22 protein-coding genes are annotated in these 26,010 nt (G+C 42.9%); 20 read left to right on the top strand and 2 right to left on the bottom strand.

What is annotated here, in order from left to right; genetic code table 11:
* Positions 1-436: 436 nt before the first annotated feature.
* From rpoB to recA, 9 genes are all read left to right on the top strand, one after another.
* Complete coding sequence (gene rpoB / locus HMPREF1518_RS09770) at positions 437-4,048, top strand: DNA-directed RNA polymerase subunit beta (protein WP_033585779.1); 3,612 nt, start codon at positions 437-439, stop codon at positions 4,046-4,048.
* Between the two features lie 32 nt (positions 4,049-4,080).
* Positions 4,081-7,746, top strand: a complete 3,666-nt coding sequence (gene rpoC, locus HMPREF1518_RS09765) for a DNA-directed RNA polymerase subunit beta' (RefSeq protein ID WP_000228779.1) — start codon at positions 4,081-4,083, stop codon at positions 7,744-7,746.
* A 109-nt stretch (positions 7,747-7,855) separates the two neighbouring features.
* Complete coding sequence (gene ndk, locus HMPREF1518_RS09760) at positions 7,856-8,275, top strand: nucleoside-diphosphate kinase (RefSeq protein WP_033585778.1); 420 nt, start codon at positions 7,856-7,858, stop codon at positions 8,273-8,275.
* Between the two features lie 136 nt (positions 8,276-8,411).
* The gene (locus HMPREF1518_RS09755) at positions 8,412-9,035 is read left to right on the top strand and encodes a hypothetical protein (RefSeq protein WP_081730854.1); all 624 of its coding nucleotides are present in this window, start codon (positions 8,412-8,414) and stop codon (positions 9,033-9,035) included.
* 85 nt (positions 9,036-9,120) lie between these two features.
* Positions 9,121-9,564, top strand: coding sequence for a tRNA (adenosine(37)-N6)-threonylcarbamoyltransferase complex ATPase subunit type 1 TsaE (tsaE, locus tag HMPREF1518_RS09750; RefSeq protein ID WP_000288252.1), 444 nt, complete (start codon positions 9,121-9,123; stop codon positions 9,562-9,564).
* A complete protein-coding gene (locus tag HMPREF1518_RS09745; protein ID WP_033585776.1) occupies positions 9,554-10,075 on the top strand; it encodes a GNAT family N-acetyltransferase in 522 nt (173 codons plus the stop codon). Before tsaE ends, HMPREF1518_RS09745 begins: the two co-directional genes overlap by 11 nt.
* A 4-nt stretch (positions 10,076-10,079) precedes the next feature.
* Positions 10,080-11,120, top strand: a complete 1,041-nt coding sequence (lytR, locus tag HMPREF1518_RS09740) for a glycopolymer--peptidoglycan transferase LytR (protein ID WP_000592173.1) — start codon at positions 10,080-10,082, stop codon at positions 11,118-11,120.
* 74 nt (positions 11,121-11,194) lie between these two features.
* Complete coding sequence (locus HMPREF1518_RS09735) at positions 11,195-12,451, top strand: competence/damage-inducible protein A (RefSeq protein ID WP_033585775.1); 1,257 nt, start codon at positions 11,195-11,197, stop codon at positions 12,449-12,451.
* A 54-nt stretch (positions 12,452-12,505) separates the two neighbouring features.
* The gene (gene recA, locus HMPREF1518_RS09730) at positions 12,506-13,654 is read left to right on the top strand and encodes a recombinase RecA (RefSeq protein WP_033585774.1); all 1,149 of its coding nucleotides are present in this window, start codon (positions 12,506-12,508) and stop codon (positions 13,652-13,654) included.
* A 119-nt stretch (positions 13,655-13,773) separates the two neighbouring features.
* Here recA and HMPREF1518_RS09725 read toward each other — a convergent pair whose 3' ends face one another.
* Positions 13,774-14,328: a GNAT family N-acetyltransferase gene (locus HMPREF1518_RS09725; RefSeq protein WP_000060287.1), complete on the bottom strand. Its 555-nt coding sequence runs from the start codon at positions 14,326-14,328 to the stop codon at positions 13,774-13,776.
* 109 nt (positions 14,329-14,437) lie between these two features.
* Here HMPREF1518_RS09725 and HMPREF1518_RS09720 point away from each other — a divergent pair, with 109 nt between their 5' ends.
* Complete coding sequence (locus HMPREF1518_RS09720) at positions 14,438-15,808, top strand: MATE family efflux transporter (protein ID WP_033585773.1); 1,371 nt, start codon at positions 14,438-14,440, stop codon at positions 15,806-15,808.
* 96 nt (positions 15,809-15,904) lie between these two features.
* Positions 15,905-16,621, top strand: a complete 717-nt coding sequence (locus tag HMPREF1518_RS09715; protein WP_033585772.1) for a YebC/PmpR family DNA-binding transcriptional regulator — start codon at positions 15,905-15,907, stop codon at positions 16,619-16,621.
* Between the two features lie 47 nt (positions 16,622-16,668).
* Here HMPREF1518_RS09715 and HMPREF1518_RS09710 read toward each other — a convergent pair whose 3' ends face one another.
* Positions 16,669-17,358 (bottom strand): DUF308 domain-containing protein, encoded by a 690-nt coding sequence (locus HMPREF1518_RS09710; protein WP_033585771.1) that lies wholly within the window; start codon positions 17,356-17,358, stop codon positions 16,669-16,671.
* Positions 17,359-17,551: 193 nt separating this feature from the next.
* Between HMPREF1518_RS09710 and HMPREF1518_RS09705 the strand changes: the two genes are divergently transcribed.
* From HMPREF1518_RS09705 to HMPREF1518_RS09665, 9 genes are all read left to right on the top strand, one after another.
* The gene (locus tag HMPREF1518_RS09705; RefSeq protein ID WP_033585770.1) at positions 17,552-18,013 is read left to right on the top strand and encodes a MarR family winged helix-turn-helix transcriptional regulator; all 462 of its coding nucleotides are present in this window, start codon (positions 17,552-17,554) and stop codon (positions 18,011-18,013) included.
* Positions 17,997-19,766, top strand: coding sequence for an ABC transporter ATP-binding protein (locus HMPREF1518_RS09700; RefSeq protein ID WP_033585769.1), 1,770 nt, complete (start codon positions 17,997-17,999; stop codon positions 19,764-19,766). Before HMPREF1518_RS09705 ends, HMPREF1518_RS09700 begins: the two co-directional genes overlap by 17 nt.
* Entirely contained in the window at positions 19,756-21,516 is a 1,761-nt protein-coding gene (locus HMPREF1518_RS09695; RefSeq protein ID WP_033585768.1) for an ABC transporter ATP-binding protein, read from the top strand. The genes HMPREF1518_RS09700 and HMPREF1518_RS09695 overlap by 11 nt, the downstream gene beginning before the upstream one ends.
* Before the next feature lie 97 nt (positions 21,517-21,613).
* Positions 21,614-22,117, top strand: a complete 504-nt coding sequence (locus tag HMPREF1518_RS09690) for a phosphatase PAP2 family protein (RefSeq protein WP_000800935.1) — start codon at positions 21,614-21,616, stop codon at positions 22,115-22,117.
* A gap of 113 nt (positions 22,118-22,230) precedes the next feature.
* The gene (locus tag HMPREF1518_RS09685; RefSeq protein ID WP_000776578.1) at positions 22,231-22,677 is read left to right on the top strand and encodes a LytTR family DNA-binding domain-containing protein; all 447 of its coding nucleotides are present in this window, start codon (positions 22,231-22,233) and stop codon (positions 22,675-22,677) included.
* A 5-nt stretch (positions 22,678-22,682) separates the two neighbouring features.
* Positions 22,683-23,357, top strand: a complete 675-nt coding sequence (locus tag HMPREF1518_RS09680) for a LiaF transmembrane domain-containing protein (RefSeq protein WP_033585767.1) — start codon at positions 22,683-22,685, stop codon at positions 23,355-23,357.
* Positions 23,358-23,463: 106 nt separating this feature from the next.
* Positions 23,464-23,652 (top strand): 50S ribosomal protein L28, encoded by a 189-nt coding sequence (gene rpmB, locus HMPREF1518_RS09675; RefSeq protein WP_001140948.1) that lies wholly within the window; start codon positions 23,464-23,466, stop codon positions 23,650-23,652.
* Between the two features lie 258 nt (positions 23,653-23,910).
* Positions 23,911-24,276, top strand: a complete 366-nt coding sequence (locus tag HMPREF1518_RS09670; protein WP_000216435.1) for an Asp23/Gls24 family envelope stress response protein — start codon at positions 23,911-23,913, stop codon at positions 24,274-24,276.
* Between the two features lie 2 nt (positions 24,277-24,278).
* Positions 24,279-25,946, top strand: a complete 1,668-nt coding sequence (locus HMPREF1518_RS09665) for a DAK2 domain-containing protein (RefSeq protein ID WP_033585766.1) — start codon at positions 24,279-24,281, stop codon at positions 25,944-25,946.
* Positions 25,947-26,010: the final 64 nt, after the last annotated feature.

Genomic DNA, 26,010 nt, shown 5'->3' with positions numbered 1-26,010 from the left:
CTCCTTGTGTAGTTATTCCCTATCAGTATAGCATGAGGTAAACATTTATGCAAGCGTTTTCCTAGTTTTTGAGAGAAAATTTTATGCTTCATTCTTTTGAAAAGTTAAAGCATTTTATAGGAAAAGATTGTTTGAAAAATGGTAAAAAAACCTTGAAAAATCTTGGCCAATAAGGTATAATAAGAATAATCATTTGTCGTAGGTTTTGTCTGAAATATTGTCCAGACAGGACTCACAGCAGTTAAATCTCCTGAAAAAGTCGGATTTAGCTGCTCTTTTTGTGCTTTTTTTCGGTTTTTTGAGTCTTTGTAACATAAATTTAAAAATTCTGAAAATTATCCAAAAGGACATGGTGATAGGGGTTTAACAACCATTTGACGATAATCAATAGCCTGATGAAGCAGGCTTGGAACTTTATTTACAAAGGAGAATCATCTTGGCAGGACATGACGTTCAATACGGGAAACATCGTACCCGTCGTAGTTTTTCAAGAATCAAAGAAGTTCTTGACTTACCAAATTTGATTGAAATTCAAACGGATTCATTCAAAGATTTCCTAGATCACGGACTTAAGGAAGTGTTTGAAGATGTATTGCCAATTTCAAACTTCACAGACACAATGGAGTTGGAATTTGTTGGCTATGAAATCAAGGAACCAAAATACACGCTCGAAGAAGCTCGTATCCACGATGCTAGCTACTCAGCACCCATTTTTGTAACCTTCCGCTTGATTAATAAAGAAACAGGCGAAATCAAGACTCAAGAAGTCTTCTTTGGTGATTTCCCAATCATGACCGAAATGGGTACTTTCATCATCAATGGTGGTGAACGTATTATCGTTTCTCAGTTGGTCCGCTCACCAGGTGTTTACTTTAACGATAAAGTAGACAAGAATGGTAAAGTGGGTTACGGTTCTACTGTTATCCCTAACCGTGGAGCTTGGTTGGAACTTGAAAGCGACTCAAAAGACATCGCTTATACTCGTATCGACCGTACTCGTAAGATTCCATTTACGACCTTGGTTCGTGCGCTTGGTTTCTCAGGTGATGATGAAATCTTTGATATCTTTGGTGACAGCGAATTGGTTCGCAACACCGTTGAAAAAGATATCCACAAGAATCCAATGGACTCTCGTACAGACGAAGCCTTGAAAGAAATCTACGAACGCCTTCGTCCAGGTGAGCCTAAGACTGCTGAAAGTTCACGTAGCTTGCTTGTAGCTCGTTTCTTTGATCCACGTCGCTACGATTTGGCAGCTGTTGGTCGATACAAGATTAATAAAAAATTGAACATCAAAACACGCTTGCTCAACCAAACCATTGCGGAGCCATTGGTAGACCCTGAAACTGGTGAAATCTTGGTAGAAGCTGGTACCGTTATGACTCGCAGTGTGATTGAAAGTATCGAGAGTCATTTGGATGGCGACTTGAACAAGATCGTTTATATTCCGAACGATGCAGCTGTTTTGACAGAACCAGTTGTCCTTCAAAAATTCAAGGTTGTTGCCCCAACGGATCCAGACCGTGTCGTAACCATCATCGGAAATGCCAATCCAGACGACAAGGTTCGTGTTGTAACTCCTGCGGATATCCTTGCAGAGATGAGCTACTTCCTCAACTTGGCAGAAGGTATCGGACGTGTGGATGATATCGACCACCTTGGAAACCGTCGTATCCGTGCAGTTGGTGAATTGCTTGCAAACCAAGTACGTCTTGGACTTTCTCGTATGGAACGTAATGTCCGTGAACGTATGTCTGTTCAGGATAATGAAGTTTTGACACCGCAACAAATTATCAACATCCGCCCTGTGACAGCTGCGATCAAAGAATTCTTTGGTTCTTCACAATTGTCCCAGTTCATGGACCAACACAACCCACTTTCTGAGTTGTCTCACAAACGTCGTTTGTCAGCCTTAGGGCCTGGTGGTTTGACTCGTGACCGTGCTGGATATGAAGTACGTGACGTGCACTACACTCACTATGGTCGTATGTGTCCAATTGAAACACCTGAAGGACCTAACATCGGTTTGATCAATAACTTGTCATCATACGGTCACTTGAACAAGTATGGATTTGTTCAAACACCATACCGTAAGGTTGACCGTGAAACTGGTGTAGTCACAAACGAAATCGTTTGGTTGACAGCCGATGAAGAAGATGAATTTACTGTAGCACAGGCTAATTCAAAATTGAACGAAGATGGTACTTTTGCTGAGAAAGTTGTCATGGGACGTCACCAAGGGGTCAACCAAGAGTATCCAGCAGAAGTGGTTGATTACATGGACGTGTCACCAAAACAGGTAGTTGCCGTTGCGACTGCATGTATTCCTTTCTTGGAAAACGATGACTCCAACCGTGCCCTCATGGGTGCCAACATGCAACGTCAGGCTGTGCCATTGATTGATCCAAAAGCACCTTACGTTGGTACTGGTATGGAATACCAAGCAGCTCACGACTCTGGAGCTGCGGTTATTGCTCAGCATGACGGTAAAGTTACCTACGCAGATGCGGACAAGGTAGAAGTTCGCCGTGAAGATGGTTCCCTAGATGTCTACCATGTTCAAAAATTCCGTCGTTCAAACTCAGGCACTGCCTACAACCAACGTACCCTTGTTAAAGTTGGGGACATCGTTGAAAAAGGCGACTTTATCGCTGACGGACCTTCTATGGAAAAAGGGGAAATGGCGCTTGGACAAAACCCAATCGTTGCCTACATGACTTGGGAAGGTTACAACTTCGAGGATGCCGTTATCATGAGCGAACGCTTGGTCAAAGACGATGTCTACACATCTGTCCACCTCGAAGAATACGAATCAGAAACGCGTGATACAAAGCTTGGGCCTGAAGAAATTACTCGTGAAATTCCAAACGTTGGGGAAGATGCCCTTAAAAACCTTGACGAAATGGGAATTATCCGTATTGGTGCCGAAGTTAAAGAAGGGGATATTCTTGTAGGGAAAGTCACACCTAAGGGTGAAAAAGACCTCTCAGCTGAAGAACGTCTCTTGCACGCTATCTTCGGAGACAAGTCTCGTGAAGTGCGTGATACTTCTCTTCGTGTACCACACGGTGCCGATGGTGTCGTTCGTGATGTTAAGATCTTTACACGTGCAAATGGAGATGAGTTGCAATCAGGAGTTAACATGCTGGTTCGTGTCTACATCGCTCAAAAACGTAAGATCAAGGTCGGAGATAAGATGGCCGGACGTCACGGAAACAAAGGGGTTGTCTCTCGTATCGTCCCTGTAGAAGACATGCCTTACCTTCCAGACGGAACTCCAGTCGATATCATGTTGAACCCACTTGGGGTGCCATCACGTATGAATATCGGTCAGGTTATGGAACTCCACCTTGGTATGGCAGCCCGTACTCTTGGTATCCACATCGCAACACCAGTCTTTGACGGAGCAAGTTCTGAAGACCTTTGGGACACTGTTAAAGAAGCAGGTATGGATAGCGATGCTAAGACAATCCTATACGATGGACGTACAGGTGAGCCGTTTGACAACCGTGTATCAGTTGGTGTCATGTACATGATCAAACTCCACCACATGGTTGATGATAAATTGCACGCGCGTTCAGTCGGACCTTACTCAACCGTTACTCAACAGCCACTTGGAGGTAAAGCTCAGTTTGGTGGACAACGTTTCGGTGAGATGGAGGTTTGGGCCCTTGAAGCCTACGGTGCGTCAAATGTCCTTCAAGAAATCTTGACTTACAAATCTGACGATATCAACGGACGTTTGAGAGCTTATGAAGCTATTACAAAAGGAAAACCAATTCCAAAACCAGGTGTTCCAGAATCATTCCGAGTTCTTGTGAAAGAATTGCAATCTCTTGGTCTTGACATGCGTGTCCTTGACGAAGATGACCAAGAAGTGGAACTTCGCGACTTGGATGAAGGAATGGACGAAGATGTCATCCACGTAGATGACCTTGAAAAAGCCCGCGAAAAAGCAGCTCAAGAGGCTAAAGCAGCCTTTGAAGCTGAAGAAGCTGAGAAAGAAGCAAAAGCGGAAGCAACAGAAGAAACTGCTGAACAAGAATAAGCAGTTCACTTAGAATAGAAAGGGAAGAAATAGTGGTTGATGTAAATCGTTTTAAAAGTATGCAAATCACCCTAGCTTCTCCAAGCAAAGTCCGTTCATGGTCTTATGGAGAAGTCAAAAAACCTGAAACAATCAATTACCGTACGTTGAAACCAGAACGTGAAGGACTCTTTGACGAAGTCATCTTTGGTCCTACAAAAGACTGGGAATGTGCTTGTGGTAAGTACAAACGCATTCGTTACAGAGGGATTGTTTGTGACCGTTGTGGGGTTGAAGTAACGCGTACAAAAGTTCGTCGTGAGCGTATGGGGCACATCGAGTTGAAAGCTCCTGTATCTCACATCTGGTATTTCAAGGGGATTCCAAGCCGTATGGGCTTGACCCTTGATATGAGCCCTCGTGCCCTCGAGGAAGTTATCTACTTTGCGGCTTATGTGGTCATTGATCCTAAGGATACACCACTTGAGCACAAGTCTATCATGACAGAGCGCGAATACCGTGAGCGCTTGCGTGAGTATGGTTATGGATCATTCGTTGCCAAGATGGGTGCCGAAGCCATCCAAGACCTCTTGAAACAAGTAGATCTTGAAAAAGAAATTGCTGAACTCAAAGAAGAGTTGAAAACAGCTACTGGACAAAAACGTGTCAAAGCTATCCGTCGTTTGGATGTTTTGGATGCCTTTTACAAGTCTGGGAACAAACCTGAATGGATGGTTCTTAACATCCTCCCAGTTATTCCACCAGATCTCCGCCCAATGTTGCAGTTGGATGGTGGCCGTTTTGCCTCATCTGACTTGAACGACCTTTACCGCCGTGTTATCAACCGTAACAACCGTTTGGCTCGTTTGCTTGAGTTGAATGCACCTGGTATTATCGTTCAAAATGAGAAGCGTATGCTTCAAGAAGCGGTTGATGCTTTGATTGACAATGGTCGTCGTGGTCGTCCGATTACAGGACCAGGTAGCCGTCCACTGAAATCATTGAGCCACATGCTCAAAGGGAAACAAGGACGCTTCCGTCAGAACTTGCTCGGTAAACGTGTTGACTTCTCAGGACGTTCCGTTATCGCCGTTGGTCCAACTCTTAAGATGTACCAATGTGGTGTGCCACGCGAAATGGCGATCGAGCTCTTTAAACCATTTGTTATGCGTGAAATCGTTGCCCGCGACATCGTGCAAAACGTCAAAGCAGCTAAACGCTTGGTGGAACGCGGTGATGAGCGTATCTGGGACATCCTTGAAGAAGTAATCAAAGAACACCCAGTGCTTTTGAACCGCGCACCGACCCTTCACCGTTTGGGTATCCAAGCTTTCGAGCCCGTCTTGATCGATGGTAAGGCCCTTCGTTTGCACCCGCTTGTCTGTGAAGCCTACAATGCCGACTTTGACGGGGACCAAATGGCCATCCACGTACCGCTTTCAGAAGAGGCTCAAGCAGAAGCTCGTATCTTGATGCTCGCTGCAGAGCACATCTTGAATCCGAAAGATGGTAAACCAGTTGTTACTCCATCTCAGGACATGGTTTTGGGTAACTACTACTTAACTATGGAAGAAGCTGGTCGTGAAGGTGAAGGAATGGTCTTCAAAGACCGTGATGAAGCTGTCATGGCTTACCGCAATGGTTATGTACACCTCCACTCACGTGTTGGTATCGCGACAGACAGCCTCAACAAACCATGGACAGAAGAGCAAAAACACAAGGTCTTGCTGACAACAGTTGGTAAAATCCTCTTCAACGACATCATGCCAGAGGGTCTACCTTACTTGCAAGAACCAAATAATGCGAACTTGACAGAAGGGCTTCCAGCTAAATACTTCTTGCCACTAGGTGGTGATATCAAGGAAGCCATTCGCAACCTTGAACTCAATCCTCCATTCAAGAAGAAAAACCTTGGAAATATCATCGCTGAGATTTTCAAACGTTTCCGTACAACAGAAACCTCTGCATTCTTGGACCGATTGAAAGACTTAGGTTACCATCATTCAACACTTGCTGGATTGACAGTGGGGATTGCTGATATCCCAGTGGTTGAAGACAAGGCTGAAATTATTGAAGAATCTCATAAGCGTGTAGAACAAATCACAAAACAGTTCCGTCGTGGTTTGATCACTGATGATGAACGTTACAATGCTGTTACAGCTGAATGGCGTGCAGCTCGTGAGAAATTGGAAAAACGCTTGGTCGATAACCAAGATCCGAAGAACCCAATCGTTATGATGATGGACTCAGGAGCCCGTGGTAACATCTCGAACTTCTCACAACTTGCCGGTATGCGTGGTCTGATGGCTGCTCCGAACGGACGTATCATGGAATTGCCAATTCTTTCAAACTTCCGCGAAGGTTTGTCAGTACTTGAAATGTTCTTCTCAACTCACGGTGCCCGTAAAGGTATGACCGATACGGCCCTTAAGACAGCCGACTCAGGTTACTTGACTCGTCGTTTGGTTGACGTTGCCCAAGACGTTATCATCCGTGAGGACGACTGTGGAACAGACCGTGGTCTCTTGATCCGCTCTATCGCGGAAGGAAAAGAGATGATCGAGTCTCTCGAAGAACGTCTCAATGGTCGTTACACTAAGAAATCTGTTAAACACCCAGAAACTGGTGCAGTGATCATTGGTCCAAATGAATTAATCACAGAAGACAAGGCGCGCGAGATTGTCAATGCTGGTGTGGAAGAAGTGACTATCCGTTCCGTATTTACATGTAACACTCGTCATGGTGTTTGCCGTCACTGTTACGGTATCAACTTGGCGACTGGTGATGCGGTTGAAGTTGGTGAAGCAGTTGGTACAATCGCTGCCCAATCTATCGGGGAACCTGGTACACAGCTTACAATGCGTACCTTCCACACGGGTGGGGTTGCCTCAAATACCGATATCACTCAGGGTCTTCCTCGTGTCCAAGAAATCTTTGAAGCCCGCAATCCTAAAGGGGAAGCGGTTATTACAGAGGTCAAAGGACAAGTTACAGCAATCGAAGAAGACGCTTCAACTCGTACCAAGAAAGTCTTTGTTAAGGGTGAAACTGGCGAAGGTGAATACGTCGTTCCATTTACAGCACGTATGCGTGTTGAAGTTGGAGACCAAGTTTCTCGTGGTGCAGCATTGACAGAGGGTTCTATCCAACCAAAACATCTCCTTGCTGTTCGTGATGTCTTGTCAGTTGAAACTTACCTTCTCGGTGAAGTCCAAAAAGTTTACCGTAGCCAAGGGGTAGAAATCGGTGACAAACACATTGAGGTTATGGTTCGTCAAATGATCCGTAAAGTCCGTGTCATGGATCCAGGTGATACAGATCTTCTCATGGGTACCCTTTTAGACATCAACGATTTTACAGATGCTAATAAAGATGTCCTTATCGCAGGTGGAGTTCCAGCGACTGGTCGCCCAGTTCTTATGGGAATTACCAAAGCCTCACTTGAAACAAACAGTTTCTTGTCAGCGGCTTCCTTCCAGGAAACAACTCGTGTCCTTACAGATGCGGCCATCCGTGGTAAGAAAGACCATCTCCTTGGACTCAAGGAAAATGTTATTATTGGTAAGATCATCCCAGCAGGTACTGGTATGGCTCGCTACCGTAATCTTGAACCACAGGCAATCAATGATGCAGAATATCTGGCTCCTGAACAAGAAGAGGCAGAACTTGCTCCAGTGGATGAAACTGTGGAAATCCAATCTGAAGAAACTGTAGAATAAAAAGTAAACAAGAGAACCTTCGGGTTCTCTTTGCTTTGTTTCAGAAAATTTTCCCACTTTTCCATAAAGTGTGGTAGAATAGAAGAACTAAAATGACAAGGGGATTTATATGGAACAAACATTCTTTATCATTAAGCCAGATGGTGTGAAGAGAGGTCTAGTTGGCGAGGTTTTGAAAAGAATTGAGCGACGTGGTTTCAAACTCGAAAAATTAGAGTTACGTTCAACCGTTTCAGAAGATTTGATTGACCAACATTATCGCGACTTAGTTGGAAAAAGTTTTTATCTTCCTATCCGCCAATTTATGACCTCAGGTCCAATAATTGTGGGAATCATTTCAGGTCCCAAGGTAATTGAAAGCTGGCGTGACATGATGGGGGCTACTCGTCCAGAAGAGGCTCTTCCGGGGACCATCCGGGGGGATTTTGCTAAGGCGGCAGGAGAAAATCAAGCCATTCAAAACGTCGTACATGGGTCAGATTCAGAAGAGTCAGCTAAACGAGAAATCGCCCTCTGGTTTAAGGATTAGATTAGAAGAGAACAGTTCTGTGAATGACGGAACTGTTTTTTGTACCGTTCAGCGTCCTAATGTGACATTTTGGAAGTCATTTATCATTTTCTAATCCTGTCAGAGTATAATTTCTTATACGGAGGAAGAAAAGGAAATGATGAAATCAATTCGTGTTTTATTATTATTAGCTGTCGCTCAAATTTTATTTGGAAGTTGTTTATTGTGGAAGGAATCATTTTTATCCTTAAGAGAAGGAAATGTCTATTTTTTAATTCTCATAGTGGGAGTTTCTGGCTTTTGTGCTGGGATTAATTACTTCCATACCTTGGGTCAGAAAAGTCATAGTATTTTGCATTCTGCAGAGAAAGTGAAGCTTATCCATAATCTTCTTTTAATCATCAATCTTTTAGCCAGCTGTTTCATTTTATCAGAAAGTATCCAAGTTGGTACTGAGCTCCAGCAGGATCTGGTTGACCTCTTTTTGCCCTCATTCTTTTTCTTGCTGGGAGTAGATCTATGGATTTTCTTACCTTTTGATAAATATATTCGGGATATGGACAACTATCTCAACAAGAAGAGAACGGTTGTGATTTCCGTTTTAGGTACGATTATTTTCTTGAGAAATCCCGTAACGATCTCCTCCATTCTCCTTTATATCGGTCTCGGTTTTTTATGTGCGCGTTTCCTCTTTCCCAAATCCGTGCAAAGCGAAATTTCATTTTACGGACATGTGATTCGCGATGTTTTATTTGTTATTTGTATTTTTACCTTTTTCTAAGAAAGGAAAGGAGAACTATAAATTTAGCATAGTAAGTCTATAAAGAAAATTCACACAAAAGAAAACTTTTTGGTATAATAGTAACATGTACACAAAAAATGAAGAAGAGCTTCGAGCTCTCGGAGAAAGATTAGGTCATTTGCTTCAAAAAGACGATGTTCTGATCTTGACGGGAGAGTTGGGTGCGGGTAAAACAACCTTTACAAAAGGCCTTGCCAAGGGTTTGGATATCCGTCAGATGATTAAAAGTCCAACTTATACTATCGTGAGAGAGTATGAAGGGCGTCTGCCACTTTACCACTTGGATGTCTACCGTATCGAAGGAGACGCTGATTCTATTGACTTGGATGAGTTTCTCTTTGGTGGCGGTGTGACTGTTATTGAGTGGGGGCATCTTTTGGGTGAGGATTTACCAGATTCCTATTTGGAATTGGAAATTTTGAAAGAAGCAGAGGGTCGTTGTCTTCATTTTACGGCTCATGGCCCTCGGGCTGAACAACTCATCAAGGAGCTTCATGATGGAGTATGAGTTGTGCATTCGTGAGGCAGAGACTTCAGATGCTACAGCTTTGATTGCATTTTTAGATTGTGTCGGTCAAGAGACAGACCTCACTAGCCTAGATGAAAATGGTATCATGATGACAGCGTCTGAAATGGCTCTTTTTATCGAAAAACAAGCTGCATCGGAGAATCAAATTACTCTTCTCGCCTTACTGAATGATGAGATTGCAGGTATCTTAAATATCACAGCGGATCAACATTTAAGAGTTCGGCATATTGGAGATGTTTTTCTAGCAGTTCGCAAGAAAATTTGGAACCAAGGCTTGGCGACTATACTTCTAGAAGAAGGCATCGAGTGGGCTAAAGCCAGTGGTGTCTTGCGCCGTTTGCAACTTAGTGTACAAAAACGAAATGAGGCTGCTATCCACCTCTATTCAAAAATGGGATTTATCATAGAAGGCTTGCAAGAAAGAGGAGCCTATTTAGCAGAAGGGATATTTTTAGATGTTTGTCTGATGGGCAAATTGATAGATGAATAACGAGATGATCAAAAAATTAATTGGAATGGTGCTAGGTTTCCTGGCAGTAACAGTTTTAGGTGTAGCGGTTTATGGCTATACCATCTACCAACAGGGAACAGAAACCCTAAGTAAAAAGACTTACAAAAAAATCGGGGAAGAAACCAACGTTATCGAAGCGACGGAGCCACTGACTATCCTCTTGATGGGGGTAGATACGGGAAATTCGGAACGTACAGATCCGTGGGCAGGGAATAGTGATTCTATGATACTCCTGACGGTTAATCCCAAAACAAAGAAAACCACTATGATGAGTTTGGAACGGGATATTTTGACTAAGATCGAGAATGAAAATGGCCAAGTTCAGGAAGCCAAACTCAATGCGGCCTATGCTAATGGTGGTGCGGAACTTGCAATTTCTACTATTCAAAAGATGATGAATATCCACATTGACCGCTATGTAATGGTCAACATGCAAGGCCTTCAACAATTGGTGGATGCAGTTGGTGGAATCACTGTCAACAATACACTTGGTTTTCCAATTTCCATCACTGACCAAGAAGAGTTTAATAAGATTTCCATTGGTGTTGGGGAACAAAACTTGAATGGTGAGGAAGCCTTGGTGTATTCACGGATGCGTTACCAAGATCCTGAAGGAGACTATGGGCGTCAAAAACGTCAACGTGAAGTCATTCAAAAAATCGTAGAGAAGGTTTTGAGTCTGAACAGTGTGAGCCATTATCAAGGTATCCTCAAAGCTTTGAGTGACAACATGCAGACCAATGTGGATTTATCAGCTAAGAGCATTCCACAATTGCTCGGCTATCAAGATTCCTTTAAGAATATCGAAACGCATCAATTGCGTGGGGAAGATGCTGAGCTACAGGGAATTTCTTATCAGATTGTCACTTCAGAACATATGCTCGAAATGCAAAATCTCTTGCGTAGTTCACTAGGTAAAGAGCCAGTGACAGAATTGGAAACCAATGCGGTACTGTACGAAACAGCCTTTGGCCGGACAGCGCCTTCAACCAGTACTAGTGTTTCAAACGAAGAGGTAGAATAAAACAAAGAATCAAATCGTGGGAAATTTCCTGCGATTTTTTCAAAAAGAATTCGAATAGATAAGTAGGAGGAAACATGAAAGCAGAAATTATTGCTGTTGGAACAGAAATTTTAACAGGGCAGATCGTCAATACCAATGCTCAGTTTTTATCAGAGAAGCTAGCAGAAATCGGGGTAGATGTCTATTTCCAAACAGCTGTCGGAGACAATGAAGCTCGTCTTTTGTCTTTGCTGGAGATTGCGAGTCAACGTAGTAATCTTGTGATTTTGACAGGGGGCTTGGGACCAACTGAGGATGATCTGACCAAACAAACTCTGGCTAAATTTTTGGGAAAAAATCTAGTGTTTGATCCTCAAGCCCAGGAAAAACTAGATATCTTTTTTGCCCAAAGGCCAGACTATGCTCGGACACCGAATAATGAGCGCCAAGCCCAAATTGTAGAAGGGGCAACTCCGCTGCTAAATGAGACAGGTTTAGCAGTAGGAGGGGTGTCGGAAGTGGATGGAGTGACCTACGTGGTACTTCCAGGACCGCCAAGTGAGTTGAAACCCATGGTCTTAAATCAACTCTTACCCAAGTTAATGACTGGTACTAAGCTCTATTCCCGAGTGCTTCGTTTCTTTGGAATTGGTGAGAGTCAGTTGGTGACCATTTTGGCGGATTTGATTGACCATCAAACCGATCCGACTTTGGCACCGTATGCCAAAACGGGAGAAGTGACCTTGCGCTTGTCTACAAAAGCAGTTAGTCAAGAAAAGGCTGATCAAGCACTGGACATCCTAGAAAATCAAATCTTAAGTCGCCAGACTTTCGAGGGAATTTCTCTACGAGACATCTGTTACGGATATGGGGAAGAAACCAGCCTCGCAAGTGTCGTTGTAGAAGAGCTAAAGAAGAGACAGAAAAGCATTACTGCGGCAGAAAGCTTGACGGCGGGTCTCTTTCAAGCTACTTTAGCAGACTTTTCGGGCGTCTCAGCAATCTTTAATGGCGGTTTTATCACTTACAGCCTAGAAGAAAAGTCTAAGATGTTGGATATTTCCGAGCAAGAGCTAAAAGAACACGGGGTCGTTTCTGAGTTTACGGCTCGAAAAATGGCAGAGCAGGCACGGCTCAAGACTCAGTCTGATTATGGAGTCAGTCTGACAGGTGTAGCTGGGCCAGATAGCCTAGAGGGGCATCCAGCCGGCACAGTTTTTATTGGACTGGCACATGCAAAAGGGACAGAGGTGATCAAGGCTAATATCGCAGGACGGAGTCGAGCAGATGTACGTCACATCGCGGTTATGCATGCCTTTAACCTAGTTCGCAAGGCTTTATTAAGTGACTAAATTTTGATATAATAGTAAGTAGGTCTAAGGACCAGTAGAATATAGGAGAACAGAATGGCGAAAAAACCAAAAAAATTAGATGAAATTTCAAAAAAGTTTGGAGCGGATCGTGAAAAAGCCTTGAACGATGCTCTTAAACTGATTGAAAAAGACTTCGGTAAGGGATCAATCATGCGCTTGGGTGAACGCGCAGAACAAAAAGTGCAAGTCATGAGTTCAGGGTCCTTGGCTCTTGACATTGCTCTTGGTTCAGGTGGTTATCCTAAAGGACGTATCATCGAAATCTATGGACCAGAATCATCTGGTAAGACAACGGTTGCCCTTCACGCTGTTGCGCAAGCACAGAAAGAAGGTGGTATTGCAGCCTTTATCGATGCGGAACATGCTCTTGACCCAGCCTATGCTGCAGCCCTTGGTGTGAACATTGACGAATTGCTCTTGTCACAACCAGACTCAGGAGAGCAAGGTCTTGAAATTGCTGGAAAATTGATTGACTCAGGTGCAGTTGACCTTGTCGTTATCGACTCGGTTGCGGCCCTTGTACCTCGTGCAGAAATTGATGGAGATATTGGAGACAGCCACGTTGGTTTGCAAGCTCGTATGATGAGTCAGGCCATGCGTAAACTTGGTGCTTCTATCAATAAAACCAAAACAATTGCCATCTTTATCAACCAGTTGCGTGAAAAGGTTGGGGTTATGTTTGGAAATCCAGAAACAACACCTGGTGGACGTGCTCTGAAATTCTACGCTTCGGTCCGTTTGGATGTTCGTGGAAGCACACAAATCAAAGGAACTGGTGACCAAAAAGATACCAATGTCGGTAAAGAAACCAAGATCAAGGTCGTGAAAAACAAGGTGGCTCCACCATTTAAGGAAGCCTTCGTTGAAATCATGTACGGAGAAGGGATTTCTAAGACTGGTGAGCTCTTGAAGATCGCAAGTGATCTCGATATCATCCAAAAAGCAGGAGCATGGTACTCTTACAAGGGTGAAAAAATCGGGCAAGGATCGGAGAATGCTAAGAAATACTTGGCAGATCACCCAGAGATTTTTGATGAGATTGACCATCAGGTTCGTGTTCAATATGGTTTGATTGAAGATGAAGAGGGATCCACTCCTACTTCTGTCGCTGAAGATTTGGCACCTAACCAAGAAGTGACGCTTGACCTAGGTGATGGACTTGAAATCGAAATTGAAGATTAAAGATAAAACTAGGGAAAGTTTTCAAAATCATAAAAACGCATAATATCAGGTATTCAGAACCTTGGTATTATGCGTTTTTATCGTGAGAAAACTCTCTAGATTTCTCTTCCTTGAAACAACTAATGATCACTAAAGCGCCTGTATTTGATGTGAAAGTCAAAATAATGTTCATCTTGTAATTTTTGGAAGATGTCGCGATAGGCTTCCTCGTCGAAATGGTCACCGCGGTAGAGAATTTCAAAACTCAAGCCATCATACTCTAGAAAAGCGTTAGCTGTTTTGAAGCCATTTTGTTGATAGAAGCTCATACGAGCTTTTCTTTGTTCCAAGTTATCGCATTCTTCATCCAGTCGCTCTACTTCAAGCAACATGGTTCGCTGGTAAAAATCAGTTAGTTTGTCGATAATTTCCTTCCCATACCCATGACTTCTTAAGTGAGGCATGATGGCAAAAAAGCTAATATAGAAGGCCTTTTGGTTGGAGATGGCAAAAGCAAAGCCAACAAATTCTTCTTCGTTATAAAAAGCAAAAAAGTGGGCGTCATCTCGGTCCTGATAGCGCAAAAACTCAGAAAGGGGGACCCGTTCTTCCTCGGGGAAAGCTTCGTTATTTAGCTTTTCAACTTTATCAAGATCTGGAAACACATCGGTTATTAATTGACTGGTCAAACTCATAAATGACCTCCTTTTCTTGATTATAGCAAATTGTCTCTCTGTAAGCAATTGATTTCGGTATTCGTTAAAGAATCTTGTCGGTCCTCTGGAAAGCTGATATAATATCTTTATGAATAAAAAACAAACAGTGGACCTGATTCATGGCCCCATTCTTCCCTCACTTTTGAGCTTTGCCCTTCCAATTCTGTTGTCCAATATCTTTCAACAACTATATAATACAGCTGACGTCTTGATTGTAGGGCGGTTCCTTGGACAAGAATCCTTAGCAGCAGTAGGAGCGACAACGGCCGTTTTTGACTTGATTATAGGCTTTACGCTTGGTGTTGGCAATGGCATGGGGATTGTCATTGCTCGCTATTATGGGGCTCGTAATTTTGCTAAGATTAAAGAGGCTGTTGCGGCAACTTGGCTTCTGGGTGCCATCCTGAGTGCTCTTGTCATGCTGATGGGCTTCTTCGGCCTGTATCCACTCTTGCAATATTTAGAGACACCTGTAGAAATCCTTCCTCAATCCTACGAGTATATCTCCATGATTGTTACCTGTGTAGGCGTCAGCTTCGCCTACAATCTTTTTGCAGGCTTACTGCGCTCGATTGGCGATAGCCTTGCGGCTCTTGCTTTTCTTATCTTTTCAGCTATCGTTAATGTGATCTTGGATTTGTATTTTATTACGCAACTGCATCTGGGAGTTCAGTCTGCGGGTCTTGCAACCATTATCTCGCAGGGTTTGTCAGCAATCCTCTGTTATTTTTATATTCGTAAGAGTGTTCCAGAGCTTCTTCCGGGTCTCAAACATTTTAAATGGAATAAGGCTCTCTATGTGGATCTCTTGGAGCAGGGACTAGCCATGGGTCTGATGGGGTCGATCGTCTCTATCGGGAGTGTCATTTTACAATCCTCTGTCAATAGTTTTGGTGCAGTCATTATCAGTGCTCAAACGGCAGCACGGCGAATCATGGCCTTTGCCTTGCTGCCAATGACAGCTATTTCAGCATCGATGACGACTTTTATCTCTCAAAACTTTGGGGCGAAACGTCCCGAACGTATTGTTCAAGGCCTTCGTTTAGGGAGCTATTTGAGTATGTCTTGGGCAGCCTTTGCCTGTATTTTCCTATTTTTTGCCAGTCCTAGCCTAGTTTCTTTCTTGGCGAGTTCGACAGACAGCTATTTGGTAGAAAACGGGACCTTGTACTTACGTATCAGTTCTGTATTTTATCCATTTTTAAGTCTTTTATTGATTTATAGAAATAGCTTGCAGGGACTAGGGCAAAAACTTTTGCCACTTATATCTAGCTTTATCGAGTTGTTTGGGAAAATTATTTTCGTAGCTTGGATTATTCCTTGGACCGGCTATACAGGTGTTATTCTCTGTGAACCGCTACTCTGGGTTGTGATGACTGTCCAACTTTGCTTCTCCCTTTCCCGACACCCTTGGATAAAAGAAGGCAAGAAAATCGTGGCAGTCGGAGGGAAAGCCTAGCTTGCTTTGCAAAAGAAAATCCATTTCCTCTAGTGAAAATCAGCTAGACTTGTGTTATAATAAGAAAGATTAAAATGTGAAAAAAGGAGATTCCTAATGGGACGTAAATGGGCCAATATCGTAGCCAAGAAAACGGCTAAAGATGGAGCTAACTCTAAAGTATATGCAAAATTTGGTGTAGAAATCTATGTAGCAGCTAAAAAAGGGGAACCAGATCCAGAATCAAACACTGCTTTGAAATTCGTTATCGATCGTGCTAAACAAGCGCAGGTGCCAAAACACGTTATTGATAAGGCTATCGATAAGGCAAAAGGAAACACAGACGAAACCTTTACAGAAGGACGTTACGAAGGATTTGGACCAAATGGTTCTATGCTGATTGTGGATACCTTGACTTCAAACGTCAACCGTACAGCTGCGAACGTTCGTGCTGCTTTTGGTAAAAATGGCGGAAACATGGGAGCTTCAGGTTCGGTTTCTTACCTCTTTGACAACAAGGGTGTGATCGTATTTGCTGGTGATGATGCGGATGCTATCTTTGAATTGTTGCTTGAAGCAGATATTGATGTGGATGATGTAGAAGCGGAAGAAGGAACAATCACTGTTTACACAGCTCCAACTGACCTTCACAAGGCTATCGTTGCCCTTCGTGAGTCAGGTGTCGAAGAATTCCAAGTTACTGAACTGGAAATGATTCCTCAGTCAGAAGTTGAGCTGTCAGGTGAAGATTTGGAAACCTTTGAAAAACTTTACAGCGTTCTTGAGGATGATGAGGACGTCCAAAAGATCTACACGAATGTCGATGGATTCTAATAAAAAAGCGAACAGACTTGCTAGCTGTTCGCTTTTTATATTTGAGATTAGATTCTGGTTCCAGAATCTCTTTGCTGCTGGCTTTCTCCTAGGCCTACAGCTATTTTATGAACTAGTAAGAGTTGACCATTATCCTGTTTTACAAAGGTTAGAGTAACGGTCTTGATTCTATCATCAATGCCAATATAGGTAATTTTCTTTGTGTCGTAGCCCTCAATAGTGGAATCAAACTCGGAGTCTGGCAGTCCGTGTTTTTTGATAATATCCTTGTAGTTGGTACCACCTTTTCCTTTGTTATCAAGGTCACCTTCAATTAAAGCGTCGAACTGTTCTTGTGTCCAAGTGAAGGTATCGTCTTCTTCCTCATCTTCGGGGAGTGAATCAATGGTATCATCTGTCAAGTCGCGTTCCATTGAGGAGCTAGCTTCTCTATAGGAACGGTTAAACTCTTTGACAAACTCTTTGTAGACATTAGCATACAACATTTGGGTCGTAAAGAAAAGTACAACAGAAGCAACTGCGAGGGATGTTCCGATAATGGCCATTGTTTTCCGTTTTTTGAGATTGGCAATAAGTCCGATAATACCTAAGATCAACGCGACAATAGCGATGAAAAACGATAGATAGTTAATAAACGGGATCCAAGATCCTAAAAGTGCGATGGCTCCAAAAATGGTTGCTAAAATCCCTAAAACTTTTTGTTCTTCTGGTTTCATTTGAACGTTTTCTCCCTTCATCAAGTGAATGGATTCCTATCCACGGTAGCTAGTGCTTATTATAGAGAAAATATTCTCCAATGTCAATTCAGACTAAAATAGTTCTCTAGGAAACTTTTTTCTTGACATCTCTTCTGAAAGTGATAAAATAGTTCTCATGGAAACGTAATTAGTTCTCCAGAGAACTATATTTAATCGTGAGAAAGGAGCAATCATGGACAAGCCGATGTTGATGTTTAAACGTTTTGGATACCAGGCTCATCTGATGATACAGAAAGAAGCCAAGCGATGTGGCCTTGAATTTATGGGTGGACCGCAGGGGCAGGTTCTGCGTTTTTTAGATTGCCAAGAACAGTCTGAAAATCTGGTCTTAATTAAGGATATCGAGCAGGAACTCAATATTACTAAATCTGTTGCGAGTAATCTAGTCAAGCGCATGGTACAAAATGGTTTGGTTGAACTAGAGGCCAGCCCGAGTGATAAGCGGGCAAAGTTTGTTCGCTTGACGGATAAATCGCGTTCGCAGATGCAAGAAGTTAAGGCCTTTTTTGATCGGATCAATCAGAGTCTGCTAGAGGGTGTTTCAAAGTCAGACTTGGCAATCTTTGAAAAGGTCCTCTGTCAGTTGCAAGAAAATGTTGAGAAGATAGGAGGAGAGAATGAAGAAACTCGCTAAACGTATCACAGGAAAAGAGTGGGGAATGATTCTCTTGACTGTCCTCTTTACCTGTTTCTCGGTCTATCTAGAGTTAGAAGTACCGACTTACATTTCAGAAATTACAGAACTACTTGGAACTCCAGGTACGGATATGGGTGCACTTTGGTCACCAGCCATTAAGATGATAGGCTTGTCTCTACTTGCTTTTCTGTCATCCGTTACTGTTGGATTTTTTGCCGCTCGCGTTGCAGCGTCTTACACAACTCATTTACGAAGCGATATTTTTAATCGTGTTCTAGATTTCTCGCAGACAGAGATCAAACGTTTTTCAATCCCAAGTCTCTTGACTCGGACGACTAATGATATCACACAGGTTCAGATGCTTTTTACCATGGGACTCCAGGTGGTCACTCGTGGACCAATCATGGCTATCTGGGCTATTGGAAAAATCCTTGGGAAGTCTGAGTACTGGCTCTGGGCAGTAGTAATCGCTGTTATCGTCAATGTTTTGATGACAACTGTTCTCCTGACTCTGGCCTTTCCAAAACAATCTGTCATCCAAAAATTGACAGATAAACTCAATAGTATTACTCGTGAAAGTTTGACAGGGATTCGAGTGGTGCGTGCTTATAATGCTGAAGACTACCAAGATCAGAAATTTGAGGAAGCTAATACTGAAGTCACCCGTCTCAATCTCTTTGTCACCCGTTTGATGGCGATTATAAATCCTATTATGATGGCGATTTCGAGTGGCTTGAGTCTAGCTATCTACTGGATTGGAGCCTATATCATCAATGACGCAAATTTGACAGACCGTCTACCACTCTTTAGTGATATGGTGGTCTTCATGTCTTATGCCATGCAGGTCGTGATGGGCTTCTTGCTCATGGGAGCACTCTTTATCGTTCTTCCCCGTACCTTAGTTTCGGCAGGACGTATCAATCAAGTATTGGATTTGCATTCTTCTATTGAAAATCCTAGTCATGCACAGACAGCGGACCCTTCAGTTCAAGGGCAAGTGGAATTTCGTGATGTGACTTTCCGCTACTCTAAAAACTCTGAAGCAGTCGTGGAACATGTCACTTTCAAAGTAGAAGCGGGTCAAACCGTGGCCTTCATCGGATCGACTGGTTCTGGTAAATCTACGCTTGTCAACCTCTTGCCTCGTTTTTACGACGTTTCAGATGGAGAAATCCTAGTGGATGGTGTCAATGTGCAAGATTACGATTTGGAAGATTTGCGCAATAAGGTTGGCTATATTCCACAAAAAGCTGTGCTCTTCTCTGGAGATGTCAAGGGGAACTTGAACTTTGGTAAGAGCAAAGAAACTCCTCTAAGCGAAGCTGCTATGTGGCAAGCTCTAGAATTGGCCCAGTCTAAAAGCTTCATCGAGGATAAGGAAGCAGGACTTGCATCAGAAGTGGCTCAAGGCGGAACCAACTTCTCAGGAGGTCAAAGACAGCGTTTGGCCATTGCGCGTGCCTTGGCTCGTAAACCAGAGATTCTCATCTTTGATGACTCTTTCTCAGCCTTGGACTACAAGACAGATCGTGTCCTGCGCCAAGAGCTAGCTGAGAAAACAAAATCCATGACCAAACTTATCGTAGCGCAGCGAATTTCTACCATTATGGATGCTGACCTGATCTTAGTCTTAGATCAAGGAAAAGTCGTGGGGCAAGGCACCCACAAGGAACTTCTAGCTACCAACGAAGTCTACCAAGAAATTGCCTACTCACAACTATCGAAGGAGGAATTGGAACATGGAAAATAAAAAAGTTTCGGTCTGGAAACAGTGCAAACCTTATATGGCAGGCCTCCAACTCCCTCTCCTAATAGCAGTTGTGGCTGCAGTCATTTCAAGTATCATTACCGTTTATGGTCCAACTAAGATTAAAGAAATTACTAACTTGATTTCAGATGGCTTGATGACAGGAATTGATTTAGAGGCTGTGTCAAGTATTGCTAGCTTTTTAGTGATTCTCTATGTATTTGGCGCCATCCTTAACTATACACAGGCCTATATCTTTTCAACGAGCATTCAGCATTTTTCAAAACGCTTGCGGACAGCAATCGCTGAAAAAATCAATCGTTTGCCCCTTGGCTATTTTGACCGTCATTCGCAAGGGGACACTCTATCTCGTGTGACCAATGATGTGGATACGGCGGCGCAATCTCTCAACCAAAGTCTAGGGACAGTTCTTTCAGCTAGTTTCTTGTTGATTGCTGTCTTGGTGACCATGTTTAGCATGAACTGGATTTTGGCATTGGTAACCGTTGTATCAACCCTTGTTGGTTTTGCGGCAGTTTCTGTAATTATGGCCAAGTCACAGGGTTATTTTAAAGCCCAACAAAATAATTTAGCGGCCGTCAATGGTTACGTAGAAGAAATGTATTCGGGACACAATGTTGTAACGAGCTACAACGCAGTAGACACCTCCAAAGCGAGATTTGCAGGTTTAAACCAAAACTTGCACGACAGCATCTGGAAATCTCAGTTTATCTCTGGTATCATGATGCCAGCCATGTTCTTTGTTGGGAATTTTAGCTATGTTTTGGTCATCATCGTTGGTGCCGCGCTGGCGTTAGAAGGGCATATCACTATCGGGGTTATTGTAGCCTTTATGGTTTACGTACGGACCTTCTCCCAACCCCTGTCACAGATTGCCCAAGGGATTACCAGCTTACAACAAGCGAGTGCAGCCATGGGACGTGTCTTTGAATTTCTAGGTGAAGCTGAGATGCAGGATGAATCCCATAAGGAAAGACAATTGACTGGCATGAGAGGAGAAGTGGTCTTTGATCATGTGTCCTTTGGTTATACACCAGAACGCACCATCATCCATGACTTTTCTGCGACAGCTCATGCAGGTCAGAAGGTCGCTATCGTTGGACCTACTGGAGCTGGTAAGACAACCATTGTCAATCTTTTGATGAAGTTCTATGAGATTGATAAGGGAAGTATCCGTATCGATGGTGTCGATACCAAGGATATGAAGCGCTCAGAAGTACACGATGCCTTTTCAATGGTCTTGCAAGATACTTGGCTCTTTGAAGGAACCATTCGAGATAATCTCATCTACAATCAAACAGGCATCAGCGATGAGCGGATGATAGAAGCTAGCAAGGCTGTGGGAATCCACCACTTTATCATGACCTTGCCAGATGGCTACGATACTGTTTTGGATGACACTGTGACCTTGTCTGTTGGACAGAAACAGCTTTTGACTATCGCTCGTGCTTTGTTGAAAGATGCACCGCTCTTGATTTTGGATGAAGCGACATCCTCAGTCGACACACGTACAGAGGAATTGATCCAAAAAGCCATGGACCGTTTGATGGAGGGAAGAACTTCCTTTGTCATTGCCCATCGCTTGTCAACTATTCGTAATGCCGACTTGATTCTTGTCATGAAAGATGGTAATATTATTGAGCAAGGCAATCACGAGGAGCTGATGGCGCAAGGTGGCTTCTACGCTGACTTGTACAATAGTCAATTTACAGAAGACGAAGCAGAAGAATAAATCAAAAGAAGGCTTGACGGCCTTCTTTTTCTGCACTATACTAGAAGACAAACGTCTCACCAGTAGACGAAAACAAGGTAATGAATGAGAATTATAAATGAAAAATTATCAAGAATGGTATCGAAATATCAGCTCCAGACTCACCAGCCATCCCCCTCTTTTATTTCTGTTACGCAGTTTCAATCGTTTGATGACAGTCACCATGCCCCTGGTCTACCTGGCCTTGCTAGTCACCACTTACCTGCAACTAGGACTTAGTCAGCAAGTTGGGATTTATTTGTTTATCCCTGCCTCGGGCTTTGTGATCTTGTCCCTGTTTCGTAAGAAAATCAATCACCCTCGACCTTATGAAACTTGGGACATCAGTCCTCTGCTTGACAAGGATAGTTCGGGACAGTCTATGCCCAGTCGTCATGTCTTTTCGGCAACTATCATCTCCATGGCCCATTTCCATGCTTGGACTTTGATCGGAATGATCTTGCTTATTTGCTCAGGAGTCTTAGCCTTGGTCCGAGTATTAGGTGGTGTGCATTATCCAAAGGACGTCTTGGTTGGCTATGTCTGCGGTCTGTTGTGGGGGTTCCTTTTCTTCCTATTCTGACATGTAAGTTAGGCTGGTCCTACAACCACTTACTGCTTCATATTGACCACTTGCTTTTTTACCCTTGTATTCCTAACTTAGCTTTGATATAGTAGAGTCAGAAAGGAGATGTGATGAAGTTACGAATTGAGATTGACGACAATTTAGAGGAGACTGAAATTGTCATCAAGACCCCCACTTTGACAGATGAAATTGCAGACTTGCAACGGCTCTTGCAAGAGTCAAAGGCTCCGAGGTTGACTTTTTACAAGGGGACAGGTGAATATTATCTAGACCTGTCAGAAATTCTCTTCTTTGAAACAGAAGGGAGCAAGATTTACGCTCATACCCAGAAGGAAGCCTATGAGGTTCGCCTCAAACTCTATGAGTTGGAGTCCATCTTGCCTCGCTATTTTAGTCGAGTGTCCAAGTCAACGATCACAAACATCCGTCAGATATACTCGGTGGACAAGTCCTTTTCAGGAACGGGTACCATTTCCTTTTATCAGACGCACAAGGAGGTTCATGTCTCACGGCATTACCAATCCCTCCTAAAAGAAAATCTAAGAAACATGAGGTAAAAAACATGAAAAAGAAAGCATTTGGTATTGTTTTATTGGTTTTAGCAGCTTGGATCTTGCTGCAAGGAAATTTTGGCATTCCTTCTTTGGATGGTAAGATATGGCCTTTGCTAGGAATTGTTTTTTTTGCTTATAAGTCCATTGAGTCTATCCTTAGACGCCATCTAACTGCGGCAGTTTTTACAGGTTTACTGGCACTCATCATTGCAAATTACGCTTATGACTTGTTGCCAGTTACCAATCATTCTCTCATCTGGGCTAGCATCTTGGTAGTACTCGGTGTCGGTTATCTTACTCACTCAAGTAAGTTCTGGAATGAAAAAAAATGGTGGTACAATGGGAAAAAAACAGTCGTCACGGATAAGGAAGTCGCTTTTGGTAGCGGGACCTTCTATAAGCAAGATCAAGATATTGTAGACGACCAAGTGGAAGTCGCTTTTGGGGACGCTAAAATCTACTATGACAATGCAGAGATGTTAGGTGATTTTGCGACTTTAAATATTGAAGTGGCTTTCGGAAATGCAACCGTCTATGTTCCACAACACTGGCGTGTCGATTTGAAAGTAGAAACATCCTTTGGTGCAGCTAAGGCAGATGCTCCTGTAGCCCCAACAAACAAAACCTTGATTATTCGTGGGGAAGTCGCTTTTGGTAAACTTGGAGTTGTTTACGTTAAATAAAAAAAGTCTCCTAATTTCCTTGCCAAAATAGAGAAAGTGTGATAACATAGTACAGTATGTGGTGCTAGCACATCCGCTATATTAGATCTAATAGGAGGAAAACACAATGGCTAAAGTATGTTACTTTACAGGTCGTAAGACTGTATCAGGAAACAACCGTTCACACGCGATGAACCAAACAAAACGTGCCGTAAAACCAAACCTTCAAAAAGTTACTGTTCTTATCGATGGTAAACCTAAAAAAGTTTGGGCTTCAGCTCGTGCTTTGAAATCAGGTAAAGTTGAACGCGTTTAATAAAAATGAAAAGACCGCATAGGTCTTTTTCTTTTGCTCTAGAGATAAAACCATTTAAAAAATAGAGTAATACTCTTCGAAAATCAAATTCAAACTACGTCAGCTTCGCCTTGCCGTACTCAAGTACTGTCTGTGGCTAGCTTCCTAGTTTGCTTTTTGATTTTCATTGAGTATAAATATCCGCCGATACAGCATTCTGCTTTTACACTTGGGCTGAAATATGATAAAATAGAGTATCAACTAGTTGAGGTAAAAAAAATGACTGTAAAAATTAATACAAAAGATGGTCAAATCGAACTGACAGATGAAGTGATTGCAACCGTAGTAGGTGGTGCCGCAACTGAGATTTTTGGTGTGGTCGGTATGGCTAGTAAAAATGCCCTCAAAGACAATTTCCAAGCCCTTCTTGGTAAGGAAAATTATTCTAAGGGTGTTGTCGTGAAGGCAGCCGAAGATGGTAGCATCGCAGTTGATGTTTATACCGTGTTGAGCTACGGAATAAAGATAAGCGAAGTGTCAAAAAACATTCAAGAGCGTGTTCGTTTTAGTCTAGAAAATCAACTAGGAATTACTGCTCAGACTGTGAATGTCTACATTCAAAATATCAAAGTTGTAGGAGAATAATCGTGTCAAAAATTACTACCAGTTTATTCCAAGAGATGGTGCAGGCTGCATCAACTCGTTTGAATAAGCAAGCAGAATATGTCAATTCATTGAACGTCTTTCCAGTTCCAGATGGAGATACTGGGACAAACATGGGAATGACCATTGAAAATGGTGCCAAAGAAGTAGCAGACAAGCCTGCTTCTACAGTTGGAGAAGTAGCGAGCATTCTTGCCAAAGGGCTCTTGATGGGTGCCCGTGGGAACTCAGGGGTTATCACATCTCAGCTCTTCCGTGGCTTCTCTCAGGCTATCAAGGAAAAGGATGAATTAACAGGTCAAGACTTGGCTCTTGCCTTCCAATCCGGTGTCGAAGTAGCTTATAAAGCGGTTATGAAACCAGTTGAAGGAACCATTTTGACTGTTTCTCGTGGAGCGGCTATTGGAGCTAAGAAAAAAGCCGAGGAGACAGATGATGCTGTTGAGGTCATGCGTGCAGCCTTGGAAGGTGCGAAAGCAGCTTTGGCTAAGACACCAGAAATGCTTCCAGTCCTTAAGGAAGTTGGTGTGGTAGACTCAGGTGGTCAAGGTTTGGTCTTCATCTACGAAGGCTTCCTTTCAGCTCTTACTGGTGAATACAGTGCTTCTGAAGACTTTGTAGCGACTCCTGCCAACATGAGTGAAATGATCAATGCAGAGCACCACAAGTCTGTAGCAGGGCATGTGGCAACTGAGGATATTACCTTCGGTTACTGTACTGAGATTATGGTTGCTCTTAAACAAGGTCCAACTTATTCTAAGGACTTCGACTACGATGAATTCCGTAACTACTTGAATGACTTAGGCGACTCTCTGCTTGTTGTCAACGATGATGAGATCGTCAAAGTTCACGTCCATACAGAAGATCCAGGTCTTGTCATGCAAGAAGGTCTCAAATATGGTAGCTTGATCAAGGTAAAAGTGGACAACATGCGTAACCAACACGAGGCGCAAGTTGAAAAAGAAGCGACTCAAGGCAACAAGCCTGCTGAAACAAAAGAGTATGCTCTTATCGCAGTAGTAGCTGGTCAAGGTTTAGCAGATATCTTCCGTGCCCAAGGTGTGGATTATGTCATCGAAGGTGGTCAGACGATGAACCCTTCAACAGAAGACTTTATCAAGGCTGTTGAACAGGTCAATGCTCGCAACATCATCTTCTTGCCGAACAACAAAAATATCTTTATGGCAGCTCAGTCTGCGGCTGAAGTGCTTGAACAACCTGCTGTTGTGGTAGAAGCACGCACAATTCCTCAAGGGTTGACCAGTCTTCTTGCCTTTGATCCAAGCAAATCAATCGAAGAAAACAAAGAACGTATGACTGCAGCCCTTGGTGATGTTATCAGCGGTAGTGTAACAACAGCCGTTCGTGATACAACGATTGATGGCTTAGAGATTCATGAAAATGACAATCTTGGTATGGTCGATGGGAAAATCCTTGTGTCAAATCCTGACATGCACCAAACCTTGACAGAAACATTGAAACATATGTTGAACGAAGATAGTGAAATCGTGACTTTCTATGTCGGTGAAGACGGAAGCAAAGAACTTGCCAATGAAATTGCCCAAGAAATCGCAGAAGAATTTGAAGATGTTGAAGTAGAGATTCACCAAGGTCAACAACCTGTATATCCATATCTTTTCAGTGTGGAATAAAATTTAATAGATAAAAAAGAAAGTTGATTTTACAGCTTTCTTTTTTTATGACATTTGTCATATT

Source organism: Streptococcus sp. SR1 (assembly GCF_000526075.1).
Classification (GTDB): Bacteria; Bacillota; Bacilli; order Lactobacillales; family Streptococcaceae; genus Streptococcus; species Streptococcus halitosis.
This window is presented reverse-complemented; position numbering and strand designations above follow the sequence as displayed.

What these genes read in the sequence shown, in the direction of transcription:
- HMPREF1518_RS09670 (WP_000216435.1), top strand. Translation starts at nt 23,911, where the DNA reads ATGACTGTAAAAATTAATACAAAAGATGGTCAAATCGAACTGACAGAT.
- HMPREF1518_RS09725 (WP_000060287.1), bottom strand. Translation starts at nt 14,328, where the DNA reads ATGAGTTTGACCAGTCAATTAATAACCGATGTGTTTCCAGATCTTGAT.
- ndk (WP_033585778.1), top strand. Translation starts at nt 7,856, where the DNA reads ATGGAACAAACATTCTTTATCATTAAGCCAGATGGTGTGAAGAGAGGT.
- HMPREF1518_RS09745 (WP_033585776.1), top strand. Translation starts at nt 9,554, where the DNA reads ATGGAGTATGAGTTGTGCATTCGTGAGGCAGAGACTTCAGATGCTACA.
- HMPREF1518_RS09715 (WP_033585772.1), top strand. Translation starts at nt 15,905, where the DNA reads ATGGGACGTAAATGGGCCAATATCGTAGCCAAGAAAACGGCTAAAGAT.
- lytR (WP_000592173.1), top strand. Translation starts at nt 10,080, where the DNA reads ATGATCAAAAAATTAATTGGAATGGTGCTAGGTTTCCTGGCAGTAACA.
- HMPREF1518_RS09685 (WP_000776578.1), top strand. Translation starts at nt 22,231, where the DNA reads ATGAAGTTACGAATTGAGATTGACGACAATTTAGAGGAGACTGAAATT.
- HMPREF1518_RS09695 (WP_033585768.1), top strand. Translation starts at nt 19,756, where the DNA reads ATGGAAAATAAAAAAGTTTCGGTCTGGAAACAGTGCAAACCTTATATG.
- HMPREF1518_RS09680 (WP_033585767.1), top strand. Translation starts at nt 22,683, where the DNA reads ATGAAAAAGAAAGCATTTGGTATTGTTTTATTGGTTTTAGCAGCTTGG.
- recA (WP_033585774.1), top strand. Translation starts at nt 12,506, where the DNA reads ATGGCGAAAAAACCAAAAAAATTAGATGAAATTTCAAAAAAGTTTGGA.
- HMPREF1518_RS09735 (WP_033585775.1), top strand. Translation starts at nt 11,195, where the DNA reads ATGAAAGCAGAAATTATTGCTGTTGGAACAGAAATTTTAACAGGGCAG.
- rpmB (WP_001140948.1), top strand. Translation starts at nt 23,464, where the DNA reads ATGGCTAAAGTATGTTACTTTACAGGTCGTAAGACTGTATCAGGAAAC.
- HMPREF1518_RS09720 (WP_033585773.1), top strand. Translation starts at nt 14,438, where the DNA reads ATGAATAAAAAACAAACAGTGGACCTGATTCATGGCCCCATTCTTCCC.
- tsaE (WP_000288252.1), top strand. Translation starts at nt 9,121, where the DNA reads ATGTACACAAAAAATGAAGAAGAGCTTCGAGCTCTCGGAGAAAGATTA.
- HMPREF1518_RS09710 (WP_033585771.1), bottom strand. Translation starts at nt 17,358, where the DNA reads ATGAAGGGAGAAAACGTTCAAATGAAACCAGAAGAACAAAAAGTTTTA.
- HMPREF1518_RS09700 (WP_033585769.1), top strand. Translation starts at nt 17,997, where the DNA reads ATGAAGAAACTCGCTAAACGTATCACAGGAAAAGAGTGGGGAATGATT.
- HMPREF1518_RS09755 (WP_081730854.1), top strand. Translation starts at nt 8,412, where the DNA reads ATGATGAAATCAATTCGTGTTTTATTATTATTAGCTGTCGCTCAAATT.
- HMPREF1518_RS09705 (WP_033585770.1), top strand. Translation starts at nt 17,552, where the DNA reads ATGGACAAGCCGATGTTGATGTTTAAACGTTTTGGATACCAGGCTCAT.
- HMPREF1518_RS09690 (WP_000800935.1), top strand. Translation starts at nt 21,614, where the DNA reads ATGAAAAATTATCAAGAATGGTATCGAAATATCAGCTCCAGACTCACC.